Annotated in this window: 18 protein-coding genes; 5 read left to right on the top strand and 13 right to left on the bottom strand. The window is 67.2% G+C overall.

Going from position 1 to position 20,411, the window contains the following annotated elements; all coding sequences use genetic code 11:
* Position 1 precedes the first annotated feature (1 nt).
* The 6 genes from ACFJGT_RS14265 to flgF form a co-directional block, all read right to left on the bottom strand.
* Positions 2–1,234, bottom strand: coding sequence for an HlyD family secretion protein (locus tag ACFJGT_RS14265; protein WP_377838641.1), 1,233 nt, complete (start codon positions 1,232–1,234; stop codon positions 2–4).
* A complete protein-coding gene (locus tag ACFJGT_RS14270) occupies positions 1,227–1,679 on the bottom strand; it encodes a hypothetical protein (RefSeq protein WP_377838642.1) in 453 nt (150 codons plus the stop codon). The genes ACFJGT_RS14265 and ACFJGT_RS14270 overlap by 8 nt, the downstream gene beginning before the upstream one ends.
* Before the next feature lie 387 nt (positions 1,680–2,066).
* Positions 2,067–2,819: a flagellar basal body L-ring protein FlgH gene (flgH, locus tag ACFJGT_RS14275; protein ID WP_377838643.1), complete on the bottom strand. Its 753-nt coding sequence runs from the start codon at positions 2,817–2,819 to the stop codon at positions 2,067–2,069.
* A 17-nt stretch (positions 2,820–2,836) separates the two neighbouring features.
* Positions 2,837–3,883 (bottom strand): flagellar basal body P-ring formation chaperone FlgA, encoded by a 1,047-nt coding sequence (flgA, locus tag ACFJGT_RS14280; RefSeq protein ID WP_377838644.1) that lies wholly within the window; start codon positions 3,881–3,883, stop codon positions 2,837–2,839.
* Between the two features lie 11 nt (positions 3,884–3,894).
* Positions 3,895–4,686, bottom strand: coding sequence for a flagellar basal-body rod protein FlgG (flgG, locus tag ACFJGT_RS14285; protein ID WP_377838645.1), 792 nt, complete (start codon positions 4,684–4,686; stop codon positions 3,895–3,897).
* Positions 4,687–4,707: 21 nt separating this feature from the next.
* Complete coding sequence (gene flgF, locus ACFJGT_RS14290) at positions 4,708–5,451, bottom strand: flagellar basal-body rod protein FlgF (RefSeq protein WP_377838646.1); 744 nt, start codon at positions 5,449–5,451, stop codon at positions 4,708–4,710.
* Positions 5,452–5,737: 286 nt separating this feature from the next.
* Between flgF and fliL the strand changes: the two genes are divergently transcribed.
* From fliL to ACFJGT_RS14310, 4 genes are read left to right on the top strand one after another with little or no spacing between them, the layout of a single operon-like run.
* Positions 5,738–6,241, top strand: a complete 504-nt coding sequence (gene fliL, locus ACFJGT_RS14295) for a flagellar basal body-associated protein FliL (RefSeq protein WP_377838647.1) — start codon at positions 5,738–5,740, stop codon at positions 6,239–6,241.
* 46 nt (positions 6,242–6,287) lie between these two features.
* Complete coding sequence (fliM, locus tag ACFJGT_RS14300) at positions 6,288–7,415, top strand: flagellar motor switch protein FliM (RefSeq protein WP_377838648.1); 1,128 nt, start codon at positions 6,288–6,290, stop codon at positions 7,413–7,415.
* A gap of 10 nt (positions 7,416–7,425) precedes the next feature.
* Positions 7,426–7,881, top strand: a complete 456-nt coding sequence (locus ACFJGT_RS14305) for a DUF6468 domain-containing protein (RefSeq protein ID WP_377838649.1) — start codon at positions 7,426–7,428, stop codon at positions 7,879–7,881.
* Positions 7,878–8,663, top strand: a complete 786-nt coding sequence (locus ACFJGT_RS14310) for a MotE family protein (RefSeq protein WP_377838650.1) — start codon at positions 7,878–7,880, stop codon at positions 8,661–8,663. The genes ACFJGT_RS14305 and ACFJGT_RS14310 overlap by 4 nt, the downstream gene beginning before the upstream one ends.
* Positions 8,664–8,686: 23 nt before the next feature.
* Here the strand turns inward: ACFJGT_RS14310 and ACFJGT_RS14315 are convergent, their stop codons facing one another.
* Positions 8,687–10,471, bottom strand: a complete 1,785-nt coding sequence (locus ACFJGT_RS14315) for a diguanylate cyclase (protein ID WP_377838651.1) — start codon at positions 10,469–10,471, stop codon at positions 8,687–8,689.
* Positions 10,472–11,388: 917 nt separating this feature from the next.
* Here ACFJGT_RS14315 and ACFJGT_RS14320 point away from each other — a divergent pair.
* Positions 11,389–14,775, top strand: coding sequence for a tetratricopeptide repeat protein (locus ACFJGT_RS14320; protein ID WP_377838652.1), 3,387 nt, complete (start codon positions 11,389–11,391; stop codon positions 14,773–14,775).
* 104 nt (positions 14,776–14,879) lie between these two features.
* Here the strand turns inward: ACFJGT_RS14320 and ACFJGT_RS14325 are convergent, their stop codons facing one another.
* The 6 genes from ACFJGT_RS14325 to ACFJGT_RS14350 all read right to left on the bottom strand — a co-directional run bounded on the left by ACFJGT_RS14325 (position 14,880) and on the right by ACFJGT_RS14350 (position 20,405).
* Positions 14,880–15,224, bottom strand: coding sequence for a lipid-A-disaccharide synthase N-terminal domain-containing protein (locus tag ACFJGT_RS14325; RefSeq protein WP_257732267.1), 345 nt, complete (start codon positions 15,222–15,224; stop codon positions 14,880–14,882).
* Positions 15,224–15,967 (bottom strand): glycosyltransferase family 2 protein, encoded by a 744-nt coding sequence (locus tag ACFJGT_RS14330; RefSeq protein ID WP_377838653.1) that lies wholly within the window; start codon positions 15,965–15,967, stop codon positions 15,224–15,226. Before ACFJGT_RS14330 ends, ACFJGT_RS14325 begins: the two co-directional genes overlap by 1 nt.
* A gap of 91 nt (positions 15,968–16,058) precedes the next feature.
* Positions 16,059–17,756 carry an ArnT family glycosyltransferase gene (locus ACFJGT_RS14335; RefSeq protein ID WP_377838654.1) on the bottom strand — a complete coding sequence of 566 codons (1,698 nt, stop codon included), beginning with the start codon at positions 17,754–17,756 and terminating at the stop codon, positions 16,059–16,061.
* Positions 17,757–17,920: 164 nt separating this feature from the next.
* Positions 17,921–18,175 (bottom strand): hypothetical protein, encoded by a 255-nt coding sequence (locus ACFJGT_RS14340; RefSeq protein WP_377838655.1) that lies wholly within the window; start codon positions 18,173–18,175, stop codon positions 17,921–17,923.
* Between the two features lie 203 nt (positions 18,176–18,378).
* Positions 18,379–19,389 (bottom strand): hypothetical protein, encoded by a 1,011-nt coding sequence (locus tag ACFJGT_RS14345; protein ID WP_377838656.1) that lies wholly within the window; start codon positions 19,387–19,389, stop codon positions 18,379–18,381.
* 29 nt (positions 19,390–19,418) lie between these two features.
* On the bottom strand, positions 19,419–20,405 hold the full coding sequence (locus tag ACFJGT_RS14350) for an extracellular solute-binding protein (RefSeq protein WP_377838657.1): 987 nt from the start codon (positions 20,403–20,405) through the stop codon (positions 19,419–19,421).
* Between the last annotated feature and the right edge of the window lie 6 nt (positions 20,406–20,411).

Genomic DNA, 20,411 nt, shown 5'->3' on the forward strand with positions numbered 1-20,411 from the left:
CTCAGTGCCCACTGAAGACGAGGGTCTTGACCGGCAGGACGAGCGCCTGGATGCGCAGCAGCATGGCATGGACCAACCCGGTCGCATCGACCGCGTGCAAGGCGATGCGGCGCATGGTGCCGGTCTCCTTCGCGGCGATGATGTCGTGGTTGTTGCTATAGGCGTTGGCAATGCAGCTGCTGCCGGGCGTCACGCCGTCGAGCCCGCCCTGATAGAGCGGTTCGAGGAAGGTGAGGATCGTTCCTGGCCGGACCACCTGCTGCGCGTCGATCAGTTGCTCGCCGCTCCGGAGCTGGCCGGCGGCGATGAAGTCCTGCACGCCCGTCACCACCATCGGGATGACCTCCCAGGGCTTCGAGATGCAGGTCACCTCGGCGACCATGCCGACCTTGATCACCTGCGCCTCGATCTGGCCGAAGCCGGCCTGCATCCTGCCCCTTCCCGCCTCTTCCGGGATGATGATTCCGGCCGGGCGCATGAAGGGGTTGACGACATCGCCGACCCGGAGCGTGAACTGCTCGACATGCCCGGTGAAGCCGGCGCGCACCACGGTCTTGCCCAATTCCACCTCGGCCTGGGCCAAGACCGCCTGGGCGCTCGCGCGCTCGGCCGGCAGCAGCGTCACGATCTTCGTCTGGGCGGCGGCCTGCGAGGCCGTCGCAGACGCAACCGCGGCCTCGCGCCCGGCCACGATGTTTTCGAGGCGCTCGAGCTCGCGGGTGGCGACGACGTTCTCATTGCGTTGCCTGAGCTCGCGCTTGGTCTGCAATTCGTCGAGCGCCTGCTGCAGCGCGCTCCTCGCCTCCTGGATCTTGCCGTCAAAAGCGAGAATATCGGCCTTCGCTACCGCCAGCGTCGCGTCGACTTCGGCGATCTTGCGCCGCGCGGCCTCGACGGCGGCCTCCTGGCTCCTGCCGTCGAGCGTGAAGATCGGCGCGCCCTTTTCGACTTTCCCGCTGAAGCTGACGTGAACCTGCGCGACGCGGCCATTGACCTCCGGAACGATCGGAACCGTCCGGAAGAAGACCGTCGCGCTCGTCGTGGAGGGGTGGTTGTAGAAGATCACCGTGATCAGGCCGACCGTCAGCATCACGCAGGTGACGAGACCCCAGCGCAGCTCGAACCAGACCGAGTAGAGCGTGAGCTCGCGGCCGAACCGTTTGCCCTGGCCGTAGCGGCGATAAAGATAATCGGGAAGGAGGGTGAAGAGAGCGCAGACGAGAAGCTCAAGCATGGTTCTTCTCCTCGACGCTGGCATCCGCGGACGGCCCATTCCCCTCCGGCCCGGGGACGGCAGTCTCCGCATCCGATGCCGCGTCGCCGCCGCGACCCGGCGCGATACCGGCCATCTTCTCGAGAGAGCCGGCCATCCGGCCGAACATCCCTGGAATGTCGGGTAGGTCGATCAGGGCGAGCAGCAGCCCGGCGACCCAGAAGGCATGGACATGCGTGAAGAGCGCGAGCAAGCCGAGAACGGCGACGATCTCGAACTGGATCTTGTGTGTCTTGTGCGCCATGCGCTCGGGCAAGGTGTGCAGGCGCAGGAAAAGCAGCCCGATGCCCAGAACCGCTCCGATGAGGATGATCGCGGCGACCACCATCAGGTAGTCCGTTCCCCCCGGCGCGGTGACGAAGCTCGGCAGGTGATGCGGGGCGACGGGGTTCACGGCAGCATTCATGACGGTACTCCTGTCGCCGAATGCATCGTCAGGACTGCCGGGCAACTCCGCTCAAGGCTCGTCGATGCAGCAGGCCGAACGTCATCACAGCGCAAGGATGCCCCTGGGTCAACATGCCGCGAGTCAATTCGGCCCGGGAGCAGGCGATGCCGAGGAGCTGCCCGTCATCGGGAACGCCTCCGTCAACGGAAAGAGCGTTTCTGAGGGACCATGAAAAGCCCCGCGTCGGGAGAACGCGGGGCTTCGGGCCGCCAGCCTTGAAAGCTTGGGGAGCGTGGCGGGCGGCCAGGATGGTGGCGGCTCGGGAGAGACCGCCATCCGTCCGGCGCGGAGACAAGGGGGAGCGTTCCGCGCCGTTCGGAATTTCGTGGAGACCGTTCGTGTGGCTCAGAAAGGTAGGAGGATATCCATCACCTGCTGGCCGTAGCGCGGCTGCTGGACATCGGTGATCTGGCCGCGGCCGCCATAGGCGATGCGGGCCTGGGCGATCTTGGTCGACTCGATGGTGTTGTCCGATTCGATGTCCTCGGGCCGGATCACGCCGGCGACGATCAGTTCGCGCACCTCGAAATTGACGCGGATCTCCTGCTTGCCCTCGATCACCAGGTTGCCGTTGGGCAGGTTCTGGGTGACGACCGCCGCGACATTGGTCGCCAGCGTCTCGGAGCGGTTGACCGAGCCCGCGCCCTCGCTGGAGGCATCGGAGTCGAGCTTCAGCAGCGACGAGGCCTTGGCGCCGTTGGGGAGGTAGGCGTCGAGCTTGTTCTCGAAGCCGAAGGCGTTCTCCGCGCCGAGATCCTCGCCGTTCTTGCGGCTGCGCTTGGTCGTGTTGTTGAGCTGGGCCCGGTCGGTGACCTTGACCTTGACGGTGACGAGATCGCCGACATTGCGGGCGCGCTGGTCCTTGAAGAAGGCGCGCGAGCCGGTGCGCCAGAGCGAGTTCGGCGCGTAGGAGGCATGCGCCACCTCCGGCATCGGCATCTGCACCGGCTTGTAGCCCTTGGCGGCGGTCGGGTCCTCAATCGGCGAGAGCGTCGGCGCCTGGCCGACATTGGCAAGGCGATCGCCCATGCCGCAGGCGCCGAGCGAGGCGGTCAGCAGCAGAAGCCCGGAGAACTTGGCGAGACGGTTGGCGTACATGGCGGTTTCCACGGAACTCACTGAGCGCTGGCGACACGGCCGGCGGCGGAAGGCTGGACGGAAACCCGTCCCGGCCCGCTGACCTTGCCCTGCAGCACGCGCTTGGACTGGGGATTGGTGACGGAGATGACGTCGCCCATCGCGCCGGCCTCGTTGGCCTTGCCGCGCAGCGTGATGAGCAGGCCCGGCCCCTCGTAGACGATGGTGACGAGGTCGCCCTTGCCCACGATCTCCTCGCGCTGGACGTCGCTGCCGCGCAGCGCCACGCCGGCGAGCAGGGCGCGGCGCGCGACCTTGTCGATGGCGGCTCGGACATCGCCGATGATCTCGCCGCCCTGCCCGTCGCGCGGGCGGCGCTCGACGGTGAGATCGTCCTTGCCCAGCGTCTCGCCGCGCGCGATCAGGCGCCTGGGCACCACGACCTCCATGGTCTCGACGAGCTGGCCGGAGATGCGCAGCGGCTTCAGCCGCATCGCCGTGCTGCCGGGCACCGCGAGCCGGGCTTGCAGGCGCCGCGAGCGAGCGTCGAAGGAGAGGTCGATCACGGCGACATCGCCGGTCAGCTCGGGCTCGACGGCGATGCCCGGCGCCCCGCCATCGATCGCGAGCGCGAAGATGCGGGCATCGACGCCGAAGCGCTCCTGCAAGCCGGTCTTCACCGCGGCTTCGAGATCCATGGCGGTGATGCGGCGGGCGGCACGCGTCACCACGACCTGGGCAAAACCCTGGCTCTGGAGATCGCCGGCCTCGCGGACGATGCCGGCGGCACGGGCAGCCTCGACGATGCGTGCGACCTGGATGGTGCCGGTCTCGCCGAGCGCCGGCGCCCGGAAAGCGGCCGTCGTTGCCGCCTCGCCGGAGAGGCCCGGAATGAGGTCGCCGAAGGTGACGAGGTCGCGCGAGAGGCTGACCTCGGGGCGCAGTTGCAGCCTGGAGGGCAGCGCGGCGGCAGCGGGAGCCGCAACGGCCGAAGCCATCGCGACCGGCGCAGGCTCGCCGTGCCGCGGCGCAGCGAGCGCGGCGGTCCCGGAGAGCAGCAGGGCGATGAGCGAGAGGCGGATCATGATGGCGCCCCTCAACCGCGGAACATCTGGGTCGTCGCCGACATCATCTGGTCGGCGGCGGTGATGACCTTGGAGTTCATCTCGTAGGCGCGCTGCGCCGCGATCAGCGAGGAGAGCTCGGTGACCGCCTGAACGTTGCCTTCTTCGAGATAGTTCTGCTGCAGCGTGCCGAAGCCTTCGCCGCCGCCGAAGCCGTCGATCGGCTGGCCCGAGGCCGCGGTCTCGACATAGAGGTTGTCGCCGATCGACTCGAGGCCGACCTTGTTGACGAAACGCACGAGCTGGATCTGGCCGAGCTGCTGCGGCGCGGTCTGCCCCGGCACCATCGCCTCGACGATGCCCTGCGCGTTGATGCTGACGCTGGAGGCGTTGTTCGGCACGGTAATGCCGGGCTCGACCTGGTAGCCGTCGCGGGTGACGAGCTGGCCCTGGGCGTCGAGATCGAAGGAGCCGTCGCGGCTATAGGTGGTGCGGCCGTCCGGCATCCGGATGCGGAAGAAGCCCTCGCCGCGGATGGCGAGGTCGTAAGGCTTCTCCGTCGGGCTGATATTGCCCTGGGTCATGACGCGGCCGGTCGAGACCGTCTTGACGCCGGAGCCGATGAAGGTGCCGGCCGGGGCCTGCGTGTTCTGGTCCGAGGTGGCCGAGCCGGCGCGCCGGAAGTTCTCGTAGAGCAGATCCTGGAAGTGAACCTGCTGGCGCTTGTAGCCGGTGGTCCGGACGTTGGCGATGTTGTTGGAGATGACCTGGACGTTCATCTCCTGGGCCATCATGCCGGTCGCGGCTGTCTGCATGGCGCGCATGGTGCGTGCTCCTTTCCGCTATCAGGCTTGCTGGTCGGCCAGGCGCGAGATCGCCCGGCTGCGCAGTTCGTCGGATTTGCTCATCATGTTGGCGACACTCTGGTAGTTGCGCTGCACCTCCATCAGGCGGGTCAATTCGACCACGGCCTTGACGTTGGAGCGCTCGATCGCGCCGGGCTCCAGCCGCGCCTCGATCCCGGCCGGCTGCGGAGGCGTGGTCGAGGAGAACAGGTTGCTGCCTTCGCTCGCGAGCGCCCTCGGATCGGCGAAGCGGACCTGGCGCAGCTTGCCGCGCGTGCCCTGGTCGCTGCTCACGGTGCCGTCGGCGGCGATGCGCATGGAGTGCTCGCTCGAACCGAAGGCGATCGGGCCGCCATCGCCCAGAACAGGCAGGCCGGTCTGGGTGACGAGTCGACCCTGCCGATCGATGTTCAGGGAGCCGGCGCGGGTATAGCGCTCGCCATTCGGCGTCTGCACGACCAGGTAGTTGTCGCCCTTGAGCGCGACGTCGAGCGGATTGCCGGTGAGTTCCATCGCGCCCTGCGACAGATCGAGCGGCGTGCCCTTGTCTATGACATAGGACAGCGGCCGGTCGGCCGGCTTGAAGGCATCGGCCTTCGCGACGGGCATGAGGAACTCGTTGAAGCGCGCGCTGCGCGCCTTGAATCCATTGGTTCCGACATTCGCCATGTTGTTGGCGATGACGTCCAGCTCGCGCGCCAGAGCCACCTGACGCGACAGGCCGATGAGAAGCGCGTTCTCCACGGCTAAGGCTCCCGATCATGTCCCGCGGCAACCTCGACGCTCCCCAGCGCAGTCGCCACAGCCCAGTACTGGCAAGCTGTGTGCCAGCGTGGTTAATTCACACAAGATATTGATATTGTTGTATATAAATGCACAGACACCCCCTGCCGCACCCCGGCACAACCTGCTGGAGCGGCAAGAAACGCCCGGCAAATTCTGCCGCCCTTAACGACGCGTTAACCGTAATTGGCCAAGGTGCTCCCATGGGCAGCAGAAGGCGGCCCGACGGCCCGGGGCGCGTGACGAGATGGCGAAAAAGGCCAAGACGGAAGAGGCAGGCGCCTCCGGTGAAGAGGCGCCGAAGAGCAAGAAGAAGCTCTTCATGATCATCGGCGGCGTCGTGCTGCTGGCGGCTGCCGGCGGTGGTGGCTGGTTCTTCCTGAAGAAGCCCTCGCCCGAGCAGGTAGCCGCCGCGGAAGCCGCGGCCAAGGCCAAGAACCCCGTCGCCTTCCTCGACATGAAGGACATGATGATCAGCATGTCCAATGGCGGCCAGCAGGACCGCCAGCCGGTGATGAAGCTCAAGGTCGTGCTGGAGATCGCCGATGCGAAGGCGGCCGACCAGGTCAAGCCGCTGTTGCCGCGCATCGAGGACGCCTTCCAGATCTTCATGCGCGAATTGCGCCCTGCCGATCTCGAAGGCTCGGCCGGCATGTTCCGGCTCAAGGAAGAACTGCTGCGCCGCGTCAACCTGACCGTCTATCCGGCCAGGGTCGACGCCGTGCTGTTCAAGGAACTGCTGGTGCAGTGAGCGAGCCGATGGCCCCCGCATACTGGACCGAGATGGCGGCGCAAAGATGAGCACCGAACGCGACAAGAATATGCCGAGCGACGAACCGCTGACCCCGGAAGGGATGGCGGCCGGCTGGGCGACGATGCCCGACATCATCGAGGACGACGGCGAACAGGAAGGCGGTACCGACCGCCTGATGTCGCAGGACGAAATCGACACGATGCTCGGTTTCTCGAGCACCGATGACAAGGACGGCCGCAACGGCATCCAGGCGATCGTCGATTCCGGCTCGGTCGCCTATGAGCGCCTGCCGATGCTCGAGATCATCTTCGAGCGCCTGGTGCGCCTGCTCTCGACCAGCCTGCGCAACTTCTTCACGGACAATGTCGAGGTCACGCTGGAGAGCATCCGTTCGGTGCGCTTCGGCGACTACATCAACTCGATCTCGCAGCCGGCCCTGCTCTCGGTGTTCAAGGCCGAGGAATGGGACAATTTCGGCCTGATCACCATCGAGTCCTCGCTGATCTACTCGGTTCTCGACGCGATGTTCGGCGGCAAGCGCGGACAGCCGGCGCCGCGCATCGACGGCCGCCCCTTCACCTCCATCGAGATCCGCATGGTCCGGCGCGTCATCGAGCTGGTGCTGGGCGATGCCGAGGCCGCCTTCAAGCCGCTCTCGCCGGTGCGCTTCAATGTCGACCGCGTCGAATCCAATCCGCGCTTCGTCTCGATCTCCCGCCCGGCCAATGCCGCGATCCGCGTCGAGCTCAAGTTCGACATGGAAGGCCGCGGCGGCGCGCTGCACATCGTCCTGCCCTACGCCACGATCGAGCCGATCCGCGAATTGCTGCTCGAAAGCTTCATGGGCGAGAAGCTGGGCCGGGATCCGATCTGGGAGAACCATCTCGCGACAGAGGTCTGGCAGGCCGATGTCGACGTGACCTGCGTACTGCATGAGACCCAGATGCCGCTCAAGCGCGTCATGAAGCTCGAAATCGGCGACACCTTGATGTTCGATGCCCGCCCGGATGCCACCGTCTCGCTGCGCTGCGGCGACTTCGTCGTCACCGAAGGCCGGATCGGCCGGATCGACGGCAAGATCGCCGTCCAGGTCGTCAGCCCGCTGCGCCGCTCCAAGACCACCATCGCCGCTTTCGACAGCCTCGCCAGCCATCTCGGCGCCACGACCTGAAGAGGACACAATGACGATCAATCTCATCGCCGACGTGCTTGTCGCCTGCCTCCTGGTCGCCACCATCGTCACCTGCTTCGTCCTGACCAAGCGCATCGAGCGCCTGAAGGCCGACGAGGCCGGCATGCGCCAGACCGTCGGCGCGCTGATCACCGCGACCGACAATGCCGAGCGCGCCATCGCCGGCCTCAAGTCGACGCTGGGCGATTGCGACCGCACCCTGGAGGAGCGCCTGCGCACCGCCGAGCGCTACGCCGCCGATCTCGCCGCCCAGGTCGAAGCCGGCCAGGCGGTGATGGAGCGCATCGGCCAGATCGTCAGCGCCGCGACCCTGGTCGGCGCCAAGGAGGCCCCGGTCGAGGCGCCGGCCGCGCCTGCGCCGGTTTCGCGCCTTGAGAGCGCGGCCCAGTCCGCCGCCGCCATCCGCGCCCGCGCCGCCCGCCGCCTCGAGGAACAGGCTGCGTGATCGAACGGCCCCGCCTCCTGCCGGCAGTGATTCTCGGCGCCATGGGTCTCCTGGCGCTGAAGCTGCTCGCCTGGACGGCGGAGCCCTCGCCGGGTCATATCCCGCCCAACTCGCCGCTCTTCGCGCAGGCCGCGGCCAAGCAGACGAACAAGGCCGCGCCCAACGTCTTCGATCCGGAAACGACCGGCTCCGTCCCCGCTCCCGACCCGAAGAAGGAGCAGGACAAGAAGGAAGCCGAGGCCAAGGCCGAAGCGGCCCGCGCCGCCAACCCCAACAACAAGGCCGGCCTCATGAACGGCTCGGTCCAGCCGGTCTCCCCGGCCGAGAAGGCGATCCTGGAGCGCCTGGGCGAGCGCCGCGAGGAGCTGGAAGGGCGGATGCGCGAGCTGGAAATGCGCGAGCGCCTGCTGAACTCCGCCGAGAAGAAGCTCGACGGCCGCGTCGGCGACCTCAAGACCATGGAAGAGAAGGCCGGCCCGGCCGCCAAGGCCTCCGCCGACGAGGCGAAGGCGATCAAGAACCTCGTCATCATGTACGAGGCGATGAAGCCGAAGGACGCCGCGCGCGTCTTCGACCGTCTCGGCCTCGATGTGCTCGTGCCGGTCGTGCAGCAGATGAATCCCCGCAAGATGTCAGAGGTGCTGGCGGCGATGTCGCCGGACCGCGCCGAGAAGCTGACCGTCGCGCTGGCGACCAGCGGCCGCAGCGCCAGCGTCGAGCGCGTCGCCAACGAAGCCCCCCTGCCCGGCAACGAGCTCCCGGCGATCACGCCCCAGCGCTGATCGCTGCAGGGCCATTGTCGTCCTCAGCTCGCTGCGGTCAGCAACGCGCGCGGCTCGCTCTGGAATCGCTGCGTCTGGCCGCGGCCGCAGGCTTTCGCGCGGTAGAGAGCATGATCCGCCTGATTGATCATCTGCTCGATGGAAAGCGTGGCATCGTCGTTCCCGGAAAGGCCGGCGCTGAAGTTGAGCGGGATGACGGCATCGCGGTGAGGCCGGATCAGGGTGATTTCGTGGCGCAGCTTTTCCAGATGCGCAGAACAGTCGTCGAGCCCATGACCTTCGAAAACGATGAGGAATTCCTCCCCACCCCAACGGCCCATCGTTGCTCCCTCGGGTAGATTCGCCTCGGCCGCAGCAGCGACCTGCTTGAGCGCGGTGTCGCCCGTCAGGTGACCAAACCTGTCGTTGATCGCCTTGAAATGGTCGAGATCGAGGAGCGCGACCGAGAACGCGCGGCCTGTGCCGCGCGCCGCGGCGAGCGCTTCCTTGGCGCGTTCCAGGATATGCCGGCGATTTGGAATTCCGGTCAGCAGGTCGGTATTGGCGATGAGCGTCAGCCGACGCTGATGCCTGACGTCGACGAAGCGCATGCGGCACAGGATCAGCATGACGCATGCCATGGCGCCGATCATGACCAGGCTGCTTTGCGAGTTGACGCGAGCCGTTTGACGCTCGAGTTCCAGCGTCTTCTGCAAGGCCTCGGCGCGCGTCGCATGCAGGACCGCGGCAAAACGCTCCGACAGGACCAGCGTCTGCCGGGCTGTGGCGGCCTCCTTCCAGCGGCCGTGCTTCTGAATATACGCGTACAGGTCTGACAACGCCGCAGGATAGTCCCCCTGCCGCTGATGCAGCTCGGCCCGCAGTCGGAATGCCTCGAACAGGTTGATACCTGCCGCAGTCGAGCCCTTGCCGATGATGTCGTCGAGGCGGCGCCGGGCGTCGCCGAGCTTCTCCTCGGCCAGGTCGATCTCTGCAGTCAGCAGTTCCGTCCGGTCGAACCCGGTTTCATTGGCCAGGATGAATTTCTCCTTGGCCCGGTCGCAATGAAGCCTAGCCACACCCCATTGCCTGAGCCCGATCCGCGCACGGCAGAATTCATTCTCGATATGAGCCTCGCTGGCACTGGCGAAGAACCGCTGATGCGAAGCGCGGGAGGCCTCCAGCTCCGGCAAGGCCTCTTCGAAGCGCCGGCTGTTGTTGAGATAGATCCCCCGATAGCCCCGTGCCATGCCGAGCATGAATGTATTGCCGTTCGCATTCTCGAACTCGATCACGGTCCGGTTGAGCTCGAGCGCGGCATCGTCATTGCCCGCGTCCCCCCACACACGACCGAGCAACCGTGTGGCCTCGATCTTGGCCAGGGCCAGAGCTGGCAGGTCGCTGGCGTGATAGGCTTGGAAAAGCAGCCGCGCGGCCTCACCGAAATCGCCGCGCACGCGCTGGATGTTGCCCAGCGCAATGTCGAGACAGATCGCTCGCGCCGAATGCGGCACCGCCTTTGCAGCGAGCGCCTCGATCTCGGATTGCAAGAGGGCGAGCTGCTCCGGGCGATCTGTGTTGGTCGCCAGAATCCACAGCAATTCGACGCGGGCGTCGCTATCCGCCGTCAACGGCTCCGCGAGCCCGAGATTGGAAATCCGCCGCGCACCCGCTGCTTGCGACCGTCGCCCGAAGCCTTCCGCCTGCAAGGCCCGAAGCCGGCCCTTCGCCTCGGCCGTCAGATCCTGCTTGCTCGCAAGAAACCTGTCGGCCATCTGCGAGGCCAACATGGGATCGCGATCGACCAGTTTGCTGATTCCCGAAAGCACAGGATCGTCTGGCGGCAGACATGACGCAATCGACTCATTAGTAAAAATGCACATCATGAGAAAAATTAATGTGAATCTTGCCATTGAAAACCCCAGGCTCAGGATCGGTAGCTAGAAACTAAATTCACCCCGTTGATCCAATAGACTAACCAGCGTGGAGTCGATTTCTTACCGGAACATAAACTCAACCCGTCGGATAAGTTCCTGGCAATCCTCAACGCAGTGGGCTTTCGCGGCGGACGCATGCGTTGACGGAATCATCGGCACAGCCTTCAAGCAGGGGCGAACGACGCCGGACGAGCAGCAGGCGGCACACATCCCTGACGTACTTAAGCGCCCCCGATCAAAAAGGGCCGCGCAAGGCGGCGTGGAACTTGGGCTGTCAGCAATCGTTCAGGTCCGGCGGCGGATGATCGCGGCAGGAGGAAACCTCAATGCGGTTCATACCCCTCGCTTCGGTTTTGCTGCTCGGAACGCTCGCGGCGGGCTGCGTCGATCAGCGCGCGTATGGCTACCCAGGCTCATACTGCGATGAGTACGGCTGTGGTGCGCCGGCTGCCCCCGTCGTCTACGCACCTGCTCCTCCCTATGGAGGCGGCCATGGCTATGGGGGCGGCCATGGCTATGGCGGCTATCCAAGATACGGCAGCGGCGGATATCGCGGTGCGCCGTATGGCGGCCCGCCTCCCACGGCAGGGGGTTACAATCCCCCCACATGCAGCGAATGCTAGAGTCGCACGCCCCGAACAGCCCGGCATGATCCGCGCCCGCCGAAACAGGGCCGTGCCAATGGTCGTTCCCGATCGAGAAACCTCAGCGGACATTGCAGTCCGCGGAGCCCGAACGTTAACACGCCATTATGGTTGACGCGCTAGCGTTCCGGAGGGCCGCCGCGTCTTAAGGCATGGCGAGGCTCAGTGTCGCGTTGGGTCGAGTATCACGGTTTGCGTCTGTCGCGCTCCCTCGCCTTCGGTATCGGGCTGGCCGCTCTCGCGCTCGCCGCCGGCCTGGAGACGCCTGCCCTCGCGGCCGGGGCGAACCTGCGCGGCGAGGCCATGCCGGCCGGCTTCGGCCGCCTGTCCCTCACCTTCGACGAACCGATCCAGACCCGCATCCGCGTCTCCAACGGCGTGCTGATCGTCGCCTTCGGCGGCCAGGTCCAGGTCGATATCGCGCGCATCGCCCGCGAATTGCCGAACTACGTCTCCGTCGCCCGCGTCGACCCCGACGGGCGCGGCATGCGCTTCGCGCTGACCCAACCCTACAAGGCCAATCTGATCGAGGCCGGCGACAAGGCCTTCATCGATCTCCTGCCGCAGAACTGGTCCGGCGTCATGCCGGGTCCGCCGCCGGAAGCCATGGCCGAGCTCACCGAGCGCCTGCGCCTTGCCGAAGCCCGCGCGAAGGAAGCCGCGCGCCAGCCAGCGACTCCGCCCGCGTTGCTGACGATGAACACGGCCAGCCTGCCGACGCTCGAGCGCTTGATCTTCAAGGCGCCGGCCGGGACGAAGCTGGCCAGCGACCTGTCCGACGGCACGTTGAAGCTGGTCTTCGACCGTCCGATGAATGTCGAAGCCGGCGCCATCCGCAGCGCCCTGCCGAGCGATATCAGCCTCGCCGGGTTCGATGCCGGCAGGGAGGCGCTGAGCCTGACCCTGTCCCTGCCCAAGGACTGGCAGGTCCGCAGCTTCAACGACGAGTCCGGGCTGGTCGTCGACCTGCTGCGCCCGGTGAAGCAGGAGGCGCTCTCGCTTGCCGATCTCGTCAAGCCGGCGGCGCCGACGCCCCCTGCCGCGGTCGCGACGCCGCCCGCCCAAGTCGTTGCGGCAGCTCCGCCCGCTCCTGAAATCCCCCCCGGTCCGGTCGCCATCACCGCCGACGGCAAGCGCCTGGATTTCCGCTTCACCCGCCCGACCGGCGCCGCCGCCTTCCTCGATGCCGGCGTGATGACGCTGGTCTTCGACACCCGTGACACCATCGATCCCGCGAAGCTCGCCGGGCTGATGCCCAAGCTGATCGAGGACAGCACGGTCTCGCGCGAAGGCAAGGTCACGCTCGTCAGGCTTAGGCTCGCCGGCCAGCCGCTGGCGCGCCTCTTCGACAACGGCCCGACATGGTCGCTCGACCTCGGCGAAGATGCCGGTCGGCCTGTGGCACCGGTCGAGCCGCAGCGCAGCATAGACGATCACGGCCAGACCATCGTCGCCGTGCCGCTCGCAGGCCTGACCGGCATCCATTGGCTCGAATCCGGCCCTGCCGGGCTGCCCGTTGCCGTTGCCACCGCGACAGGCCCGACCCGGCTCACGCCCAAGCCTTACCAGTTCGTCGAGTTCGGCCTGCTCCCGACGGCGCAGGGCCTCGCCGTCCAGCCGCACGCCGACGATGTCGTCGTCCGCGCCAGCATGGAGCAGGTCCGCGTCGGCCGCAGTGGCGGACTCAACGTCTCGCTCGACATCGGCGAACCCGCCCGGAAAGCCGAAGAGAAGACCGAGAAGCAGGAGGTTGCGCCGCTGCTCGATGGCGATGCCTGGACGAAGCTGCGCCTCGGCAATCCGCTCGAGCGCGCCCGCGCCCTGATGCTCGACGTCACCGACGCCTCGCGCGGCCGCAAATCCGAGGCCCGGCTGGCGCTCGCCCGCTTCTATGCCGCCAACGGCCTGATGCCCGAGGCGGCCGGCCCGCTCAACGCCCTGCTCGCCGACGACAGGACGATGCGCGGGAACCGCGAGGCGCTCTTCCTGAAGGGTGTCGTCGCCGCCGGCATGTATCGCGACCAGCAGGCACTGGCCGCTTTCGATGCCGGTCCGATCAAGGACGATGCCGAGACCGGGCTGTGGCGTGCCCTGGTCGAGCAACGCCTGAACCGCAATGCTCAGGCGCTGGTCGGCTTCCGCCGGGCTGAGGCCATTCTCGACCGCTACCCGGTCGATCTCCAGGGCGAGTTCCGCGAGGCGATGGCGCGCGCCGCGCTCGCCCAGCAGGATATCGCTGTCGCCGAGCGGCAGATCCAGGTGCTCGCCGACATGCCGCGCGGCGCCTTCGACCAGGAGCACCTCGCCCTGCTGCAGGCGCGGCTCGACGATATCGGCGGCCGTCCGGAAGCCGCGATGAACGGCTACAAGCCACTCTTCGAGGCGAAGAGCCGCCCGATCGCGGCCGAGGCGCAACTGCGCGCGGTCAAGCTCGCCGACGCCGAGAAGCGCACCGATATCAAGCCCGAGGAAGCCATCGCCCGGCTGGAGACGGTCTCGGTGATCTGGCGCGGCGGACGGCTGGAGATCGAGGCCCTGGCCGAACTCAGCCGGCTCTATGCCGACCAGCAGCGCTGGCGGGATGCTTTCATGGTCGCGCGCCGCGCCAACGAGAACTTCACCGAAGATCCGCTGACCCCGCGGATGCATGACGAGACCGCCCAGCGCTTTGCCGAACTGTTCAGCGGCAGCGGCCTCGGCAAGCTGTCACGCATCGAAGCGCTGGCGCTGTTCTACGACTTCAAGGAATTCCTGCCGATCGGCCGGCGCGGCGACGAGATCACGCGCCTGCTCGCCGACAGGCTGGTCGAGCTCGACCTGCTGGACCAGGCGGCCGAGATCCTGAAATATCAGATGGATCGGCGCCTCACCGGCGCGGCACGCTCCACGGTCGCGGCGCGGCTTGCCATGGTCGACCTGATGAACGGCAAGCCGGCCGATGCGGTCCGCGCACTCAACACGACGCGGCTCGTCGAACTGCCGGCCGACGTCAGGCGCGCCCGCCTGCTGCTGGAGGCCAAGGCGCTGTCGGACCTTTCGCGCACCGATCAGGCGCTCGAGCTGCTGGAAGCGCAGCAGGGACCCGAGATCGACCGGCTGCGCGCCGACATCTACTGGACCGGGCGCCGCTGGCGCGAGGCGGGCGAGGCTTATGAGCGCCTGCTTGGCGAGAGCTGGCGCGGCGAGGGCACGCTCAGCGACAGCGAGCGCGCCGACGTGATGCGGGCCGGCGTTTCCTATGTGATGGGCAGCGAGAACCTGTCGCTCGACCGGCTGCGCAGCAAGTTCGCGCCGAAGATGGCCCGTAGCGCCGATGCCCGGACCTTCGCCTTCATCACCGGGGCCGACCGGGCGCGTGCTTCCGACATCCGCGAAATGGCCCGCGCCACCGCCAATGCCGACACGCTCTCCGAATTCCTGAAGGCCTATCGCGAGCGCTACCCGGCCTATTCGGCCGCGATGCGCAAGCCGCAGGCCGCCGCCGCCGACAAGCTGCCCTCGCCCTCCGACGGCGCGGCGGCCGAGCCCGCAGCGCCGCCGTCGCGGAGCTAGAGCATCGGCCCGAAAAGTCGAGCGCGGCTTTTGGGCAAAGCCGATGCAAGATCAAAGAGCTACAGGATCGGACTGAATACGGTACCCGGTCCGCCCCTATGGACCTAGCCCGGCCCGGAATTCGTGTCCTCGCCACGCGCCCTGGCGCGCAGGACGAATTGCAGGTTGCGGATATAGACGAAGACGCCGAAGCCCTGGCCAAGAATGAAGACCGGGTCGCGCCGGTAGAGCGCGTACATCAACAGCAGCGCGCCGCCGCCGATCGAGAACCACCAGAAGGTCATTGGCACGACCGAGCGCCCGGCCTTCTCGCTCGCCAGCCACTGCACCACGAAGCGCATGGTGAAGAGCCCCTGCGCGACCACGCCGAGCAGGACCCACCAGTCGATATTGTTGACGAAGACGTCGTGGAAATAGTTGCCGATGGTCTGCTGCAGGTCGATGAGCATCACATCGTCTCCGAGACGATCTGGGGTACGCGCTTGCGCCGGCGGATCAGCCACCACACGCCAGCAAGGTCGAGGATACCCACCCAGAGCCGGTCGAAGAAGCCGTAATTCGAGACGCCGGTCAGCCGCGGCCGGTCGCGCACGTCGACATGCAGCACCTTGTGGCCCTCGCGCGCCATCAATGCCGGCATGAAGCGGTGCAGCGCATCGAAATACGGCAGGGCAAGATAGGCCTCGCGGCGGAAGCATTTCAGCCCGCAGCCGGTATCGCGCGTATCGTCCTTCAGCACGCGCACGCGCACGCCGTTGGCGATCTTCGACTGCCAGCGCTTGAAGCCGGTATCCTTGCGCCCGACGCGCTGCCCCTGCACCATTCCGGCCTGAAGGCCGGCCTTCTGCAGGGCCGCGACCATCTCCGGCAGGAAGGCGGGGTCGTTCTGGCCGTCGCCATCGAGCGTCGCGACGATCGCCGAGCGGGCATGGCGCACACCGGTGCGCACCGCCGCGCTCTGGCCGCAGGACTGGGCATGGGTGACGACGCGCAGCCAGGGCCGCGTCGTGGCGAGATCGGCCAGGGCAGCCGCCGTGCCGTCGGTCGAGCCGTCATTGACATAGACGACCTCGAACGGGCCGATCGCCGCGCAGGCCTTCTCGATATCGGCGACGAGCGGCGCGATATTGCCGACCTCGTTGCGCACCGGCACGACGACGCTGAGCAGCGGATGGGAAGAGGTTTCGGTCAAAGGGACATCATCCGGAAAAACGGCCCGCAAACTGCGTCAGCTTAGCCGAGAGGGCAAGGGTTTCGCGCAGAAGGGTTGCGCGCGCAATGGCTCAACCGGGCGAACGGGCGAAGACGGCGATCTCGAGCTTGCGCCCACCGTTGAGGTTGAAGCCGTTGATCGTCGTCACGAGCCGCGGCTTCACGGCTTGGCTGGCCAGCGCCGCCTTGAAATCATCGGCGAAGCGGCGCTCGACGAAGGCGACGCGGCAGCCGGGCTGGTTGAGGAAGGCGGCAGCGTCAGTGCCACTTGCGGCCATCGTGAGCTTCGTGCCGGTCAGGAAGACCAGGCTCGGCTCGCGATAGCCCAGTGTCAGCACGGCCGGATCGGCACAGCCGGCAGCCTTCACAGTCTCCGCCAGACGCGGCGACAGCTTCAGCGAGCGCAGGCTCTCGATGGCAAACGGATAGACGGCAATGGTCAGCAGCAGGCTCGCCAGCACGCAGCGCCAGAGCGCGCCCTCGAAGTCGAGTCGCCGGAAGGCCGCGACGACGCTGATCCCGGACAGCAGGACGAGCGCGAAGAACGGCAGCGCGAGCCACGGCACGGCCCGGTCGAGCGTCCAGTTGCCGAACAGGATCGTGCCCATCAGCGCCAGCGGCACGATCACGACGAGGCAGGCGGTGAGCACCGCGCCGCGCCGGTAACGGTTGATGCCGCCATTGAGCACGGCGAGCAGCAAGAGCGCGGTGATCGCCGGATAGAGCGGCAGCACGTAATGCGGCAGCTTGGTCGGCACCGCCTCGAAGACCAGCCAGGAGGGCACGATCCAGGCGATCAGGAACAGGATCTGCGGCTCCTTGCGGCGTACCCAGGCGAAGGGCACAGCCATGGCCGCGAAAGCCGCCGCCGGCCAGTAGGTCGCGAAGAAGACGACGAGATAGAGCCCGGGCGGCCCCCAATGCTTCTCCTGCCCCTCGGCGACCTTGCCGAGCATGTCCTGCCCGACGCTCTCAGTGAAGAAGCTGCCGCCGGTCTTGATCATGATCGCGGCGAACCAGGGCAGCGCGACCACGAGGCAGAGCAATAGCCCGGCGCCGAAGCGCAATGGCTTCAGCCAGCGGAAGGAGCGCTGGCTTGCGCTCAGCACAAGAATGGCGAGACCCCAGACCATCGGCACGATCGGCCCCTTGATCAGCAGGCCGAGCGCGGTCGCGCCCCAGAACACCAGCCAGTTGCGCCGGTCCGGCACGAAGGCGAGCGAGCGCGTCCAGTCGAGCCAAGTCCGCGTCAGCGCACCCATGGTCGCAACGGCGCAGGCCGCCAGCAGCGCATCGGTCTTGGCGATGCGCGCCTCGACACCGAGCAGCACGGCGGCCGCCATCAGCGCGCCGCCCAACAAGGCCAGCGGCGGCGAAAGAAAAGCGAGCAGCGCCCAGTAGGTCAGGAGCACGGTCGCGGTCGCGCCGACCAGCGAGGGGATGCGGTAAAGCCAGATCTGCGTGCGCGCCTCGGGCACGCCGACAGCCTCGCCGGCCTTCACCGCCGCGCTCTGCAGCCAGTAGATGCCGACCGGCTTCTTGTGGCGCGCCTCGTCCTGGAAACGGATATCGACGAAATCGCCGGTCTCCAGCATCTGCTTGCTCGCCTGCGCGAAGCGCGGCTCGTCGCGATCGAGCGGCTGGAGCGTGCTGTATCCGGGCAGGAAGGCGGCGAGCGACAGGAGCAGCAGGAAGATGCAGGCCCGCAGATGGCTGGCCGAGGCCGCGTCCCTGAGGCGGTCGATCGCTGGCGTAAGCGAAAACATCATTCATCCCCGCGGCTGCCGGCCGCACCTGTCCAGAATGCCGGCTGCCGCCCGATGGCGGGCCAATCAGGCACGATCAAGGCAGTGCCGCGCGGGGTTTACGCTGCCGGGCAGAGGTCGGCAAGCGCCGAGGCTCCATGGAGTGATGGTCAGGAGCGCGGATTGTGTCAGTCGATCGACGGATTGTTGTTGTCGACGCGGATCGCCTGGATCATGCGCGGCGACAGGTTCATCGCCTGATCGGGCACCAGCACGACCGGCTTCGCCGACACGCTTGCCGGGAGTTCACAGGCCGCCTTGGGCCCGCGCGCGGAGGACGACCCCAGCACCGGCAGACTGACCGTCCGAACGAAGCCGGGCTCCGCGAGCGCCGGGGATGAAAGCGCCGCCGCGAGGGCGGTCATAGCGACGAACCGCAGCATCAGTGTTCTCCGCATCTGCCCCCACTCCTACAACGAGGCAGGGCGCGGCGTGTTCCGTCGCGGTCTGTTGACGGTGCCGGTCGTCCTAGCCCTGCCGAGCTTCGCGCTCGTCAGCCTGATCGGAGGCCTTTGGAAGCTGCGTCCGCGTGACCCCGCCGCCACGATCAGCAGACGACGGAATTGGGGCCGGGAAGACTGACGACTCAGCGATCGAACGCGATTCCGAGATAGGTCCGGTCGTCGGTCCAGCTATCGGCGCCGGAACCCTTCACGCTGGCATAGGGGCCGATCTTGTCGGGATCGATCCGCTCGACCTCGGCAAAGCTCGCCTCCCAGGCGGCCACTCCGAAAGCCTCAGGCTCGGCGAAATAACCGTCGCTGAACAGTTCGAGCCGCGCGACCTCCGCTGCAGGGTAGTCCGCCGCGAAGACATGCCGGTCGGCAATGGCGAAGCCGTCGAGCACGCCATAGCCGAGATCGCTGGTCGGATGGTTGGAGAACGCCCGCTGGCCGCTGATTCCGCTATCGACGATCCGCTCGATCTCCGCCCGCGCGATCTTCGGCATCTCCTCGTCGCAGAGGCGCAGCACATGCGCCCTGATCGTCGCACAGGCCTCCGCTCCCAGACCGGCCGGCGGCTCGCGCAAACCGTTCCAGACGGCATCGTCCGAGATCGCACGCTGGGGCAGCGGATCGGCGCGCATCCGGCCGAGATGCGCCCAGCATTCGCGCCGGATCAGCGCCGTCACGCGGTCGAGCGGCTTCTCCTCGACATGGCGGACCGTTCCGAGGGTCTTCCCGCTGAGCCGAATGCCGGAATCGCCGATCGAGACCAGTTGCAGCGCCGGCCCGTCATGGTAGCCCAGCGCCAACGTGCAGCCGATCCGCACGGCGGGATCGGCCGACGCCTTGTCCAGCAGGCCGTGCGCCGCATAGCCCGCGCGCAGCGCCTCCCCGAGGGCTTCGACGAGCCTGCGCACGCGGTCCTGTCCGCCGCGAACGCTCAGGTCTTCGGCCATGAGGAAGCGGGTGACCTCCGCCGAGACCAAACCGGACGCGAACCGCCCGGCCCGCATGGCGCCGAAGCGGCGTCCGCTGCGGTCGGTCACGCCATCGATCACGGCATAGCCGCGGCCGGGCAGGATGACGACGCTGTCCTCGTTCTCCTCGGGGTTGGCGAAGCGCTTGCCGAGGCTGAAGCATTCGATCTGCATGGTCGTCGTCGTATCCGGCCGTCAGCCCGTCAGTTGCCGGTCACCTGGCGCCACTTCTCGATCAGCGCCTTGGTGCCGCCAAGCTCCTCGACGGACTTGAGCTTGACCAGGGTCAGCTCGGAAAGCGGCTTCACCTCGCCCGGCGCGGCAACGTCCTTGCGCACCGAGCGGCGGCCGGCTTCCTTGACCAGCGCCTCCTGCGTCTTCTTGGACAGCGCCCAGTCGATGAAGCGCTTCGCCGGCTCCGGATTGGGCGCGCCCTTCAGCATCGCGACGCCGTCGGGAGAGGTCGTGGTGCCGTCCTCGACATAGGAGATCTTCACCGGCGCGCCACCGGCGACATATTCGAGCGCGTTGTCCTCGAGCGTCAGGCCGAGCGGCGCCTCGCCATCGGCGACGAAGCGCGGGACAGCACCGGAGCTGTCGGAGAAGACGAAATTCTTGGCGAGCTTGCCGTAATTCTCCCAGCCCTTGTCGCCGCCGGCGGTCAGCACCGTCGTCATCTGCTGGAACGCCGATCCGGAATTGTCGACGCGGGCCGAGGCGACCTTGCCCTTCCATTTCGGATCGGAGAGCTCGGCCCAGGTCTTCGGCACATCGGCATCCTTGACCATGCGCTTGTTGACCATCAGCACGTAGATGACGGTCGTATAGGGCGTCCAGGCCGGGTTGCTGACGAAGCGCTCGTCGATGGCGCTCTGATCCTTCGGCGCATAGGGCGTGAGCAGGTCGGCGTTCTCGCCCAAGAGCGAACCGGTGACGCTCCAGATCACGTCGGCCTTCGGCGCGGCAGCCTCCGCGCGGGCGCGGCGGAACACGTCGCCGGAGCCAAGCTGCACGACCTCGGCCTTGATTCCGGTCTCCGCCTCGAAGAGCGGGATCATCTTCTGGACGATCGAGGACTTATGGGCGGTGTAGAGCACGACCTTGTTGTCGGCGGCGGCAGCCGCGCCCGCGACGCCGAACAGCCCCGCCGCCAGCAGGATGCGACCGACCCAGATATTGCGCGACGTCATGATGTT

The organism is Allobosea sp. UC22_33, assembly GCF_042700715.1.
Classification (GTDB): Bacteria; Pseudomonadota; Alphaproteobacteria; order Rhizobiales; family Beijerinckiaceae; genus Allobosea.

Coding starts and splice junctions, on each gene's coding strand:
- ACFJGT_RS14350 (WP_377838657.1), bottom strand. CDS start 20,405: ATGACGTCGCGCAATATCTGGGTCGGTCGCATCCTGCTGGCGGCGGGG.
- ACFJGT_RS14340 (WP_377838655.1), bottom strand. CDS start 18,175: ATGCTGCGGTTCGTCGCTATGACCGCCCTCGCGGCGGCGCTTTCATCC.
- fliL (WP_377838647.1), top strand. CDS start 5,738: ATGGCGAAAAAGGCCAAGACGGAAGAGGCAGGCGCCTCCGGTGAAGAG.
- ACFJGT_RS14325 (WP_257732267.1), bottom strand. CDS start 15,224: ATGCTCATCGACCTGCAGCAGACCATCGGCAACTATTTCCACGACGTC.
- flgA (WP_377838644.1), bottom strand. CDS start 3,883: ATGATCCGCCTCTCGCTCATCGCCCTGCTGCTCTCCGGGACCGCCGCG.
- flgG (WP_377838645.1), bottom strand. CDS start 4,686: ATGCGCGCCATGCAGACAGCCGCGACCGGCATGATGGCCCAGGAGATG.
- ACFJGT_RS14265 (WP_377838641.1), bottom strand. CDS start 1,234: ATGCTTGAGCTTCTCGTCTGCGCTCTCTTCACCCTCCTTCCCGATTAT.
- fliM (WP_377838648.1), top strand. CDS start 6,288: ATGAGCACCGAACGCGACAAGAATATGCCGAGCGACGAACCGCTGACC.
- ACFJGT_RS14335 (WP_377838654.1), bottom strand. CDS start 17,756: ATGATGTTTTCGCTTACGCCAGCGATCGACCGCCTCAGGGACGCGGCC.
- ACFJGT_RS14345 (WP_377838656.1), bottom strand. CDS start 19,389: ATGCAGATCGAATGCTTCAGCCTCGGCAAGCGCTTCGCCAACCCCGAG.
- ACFJGT_RS14305 (WP_377838649.1), top strand. CDS start 7,426: ATGACGATCAATCTCATCGCCGACGTGCTTGTCGCCTGCCTCCTGGTC.
- ACFJGT_RS14270 (WP_377838642.1), bottom strand. CDS start 1,679: ATGAATGCTGCCGTGAACCCCGTCGCCCCGCATCACCTGCCGAGCTTC.
- flgH (WP_377838643.1), bottom strand. CDS start 2,819: ATGTACGCCAACCGTCTCGCCAAGTTCTCCGGGCTTCTGCTGCTGACC.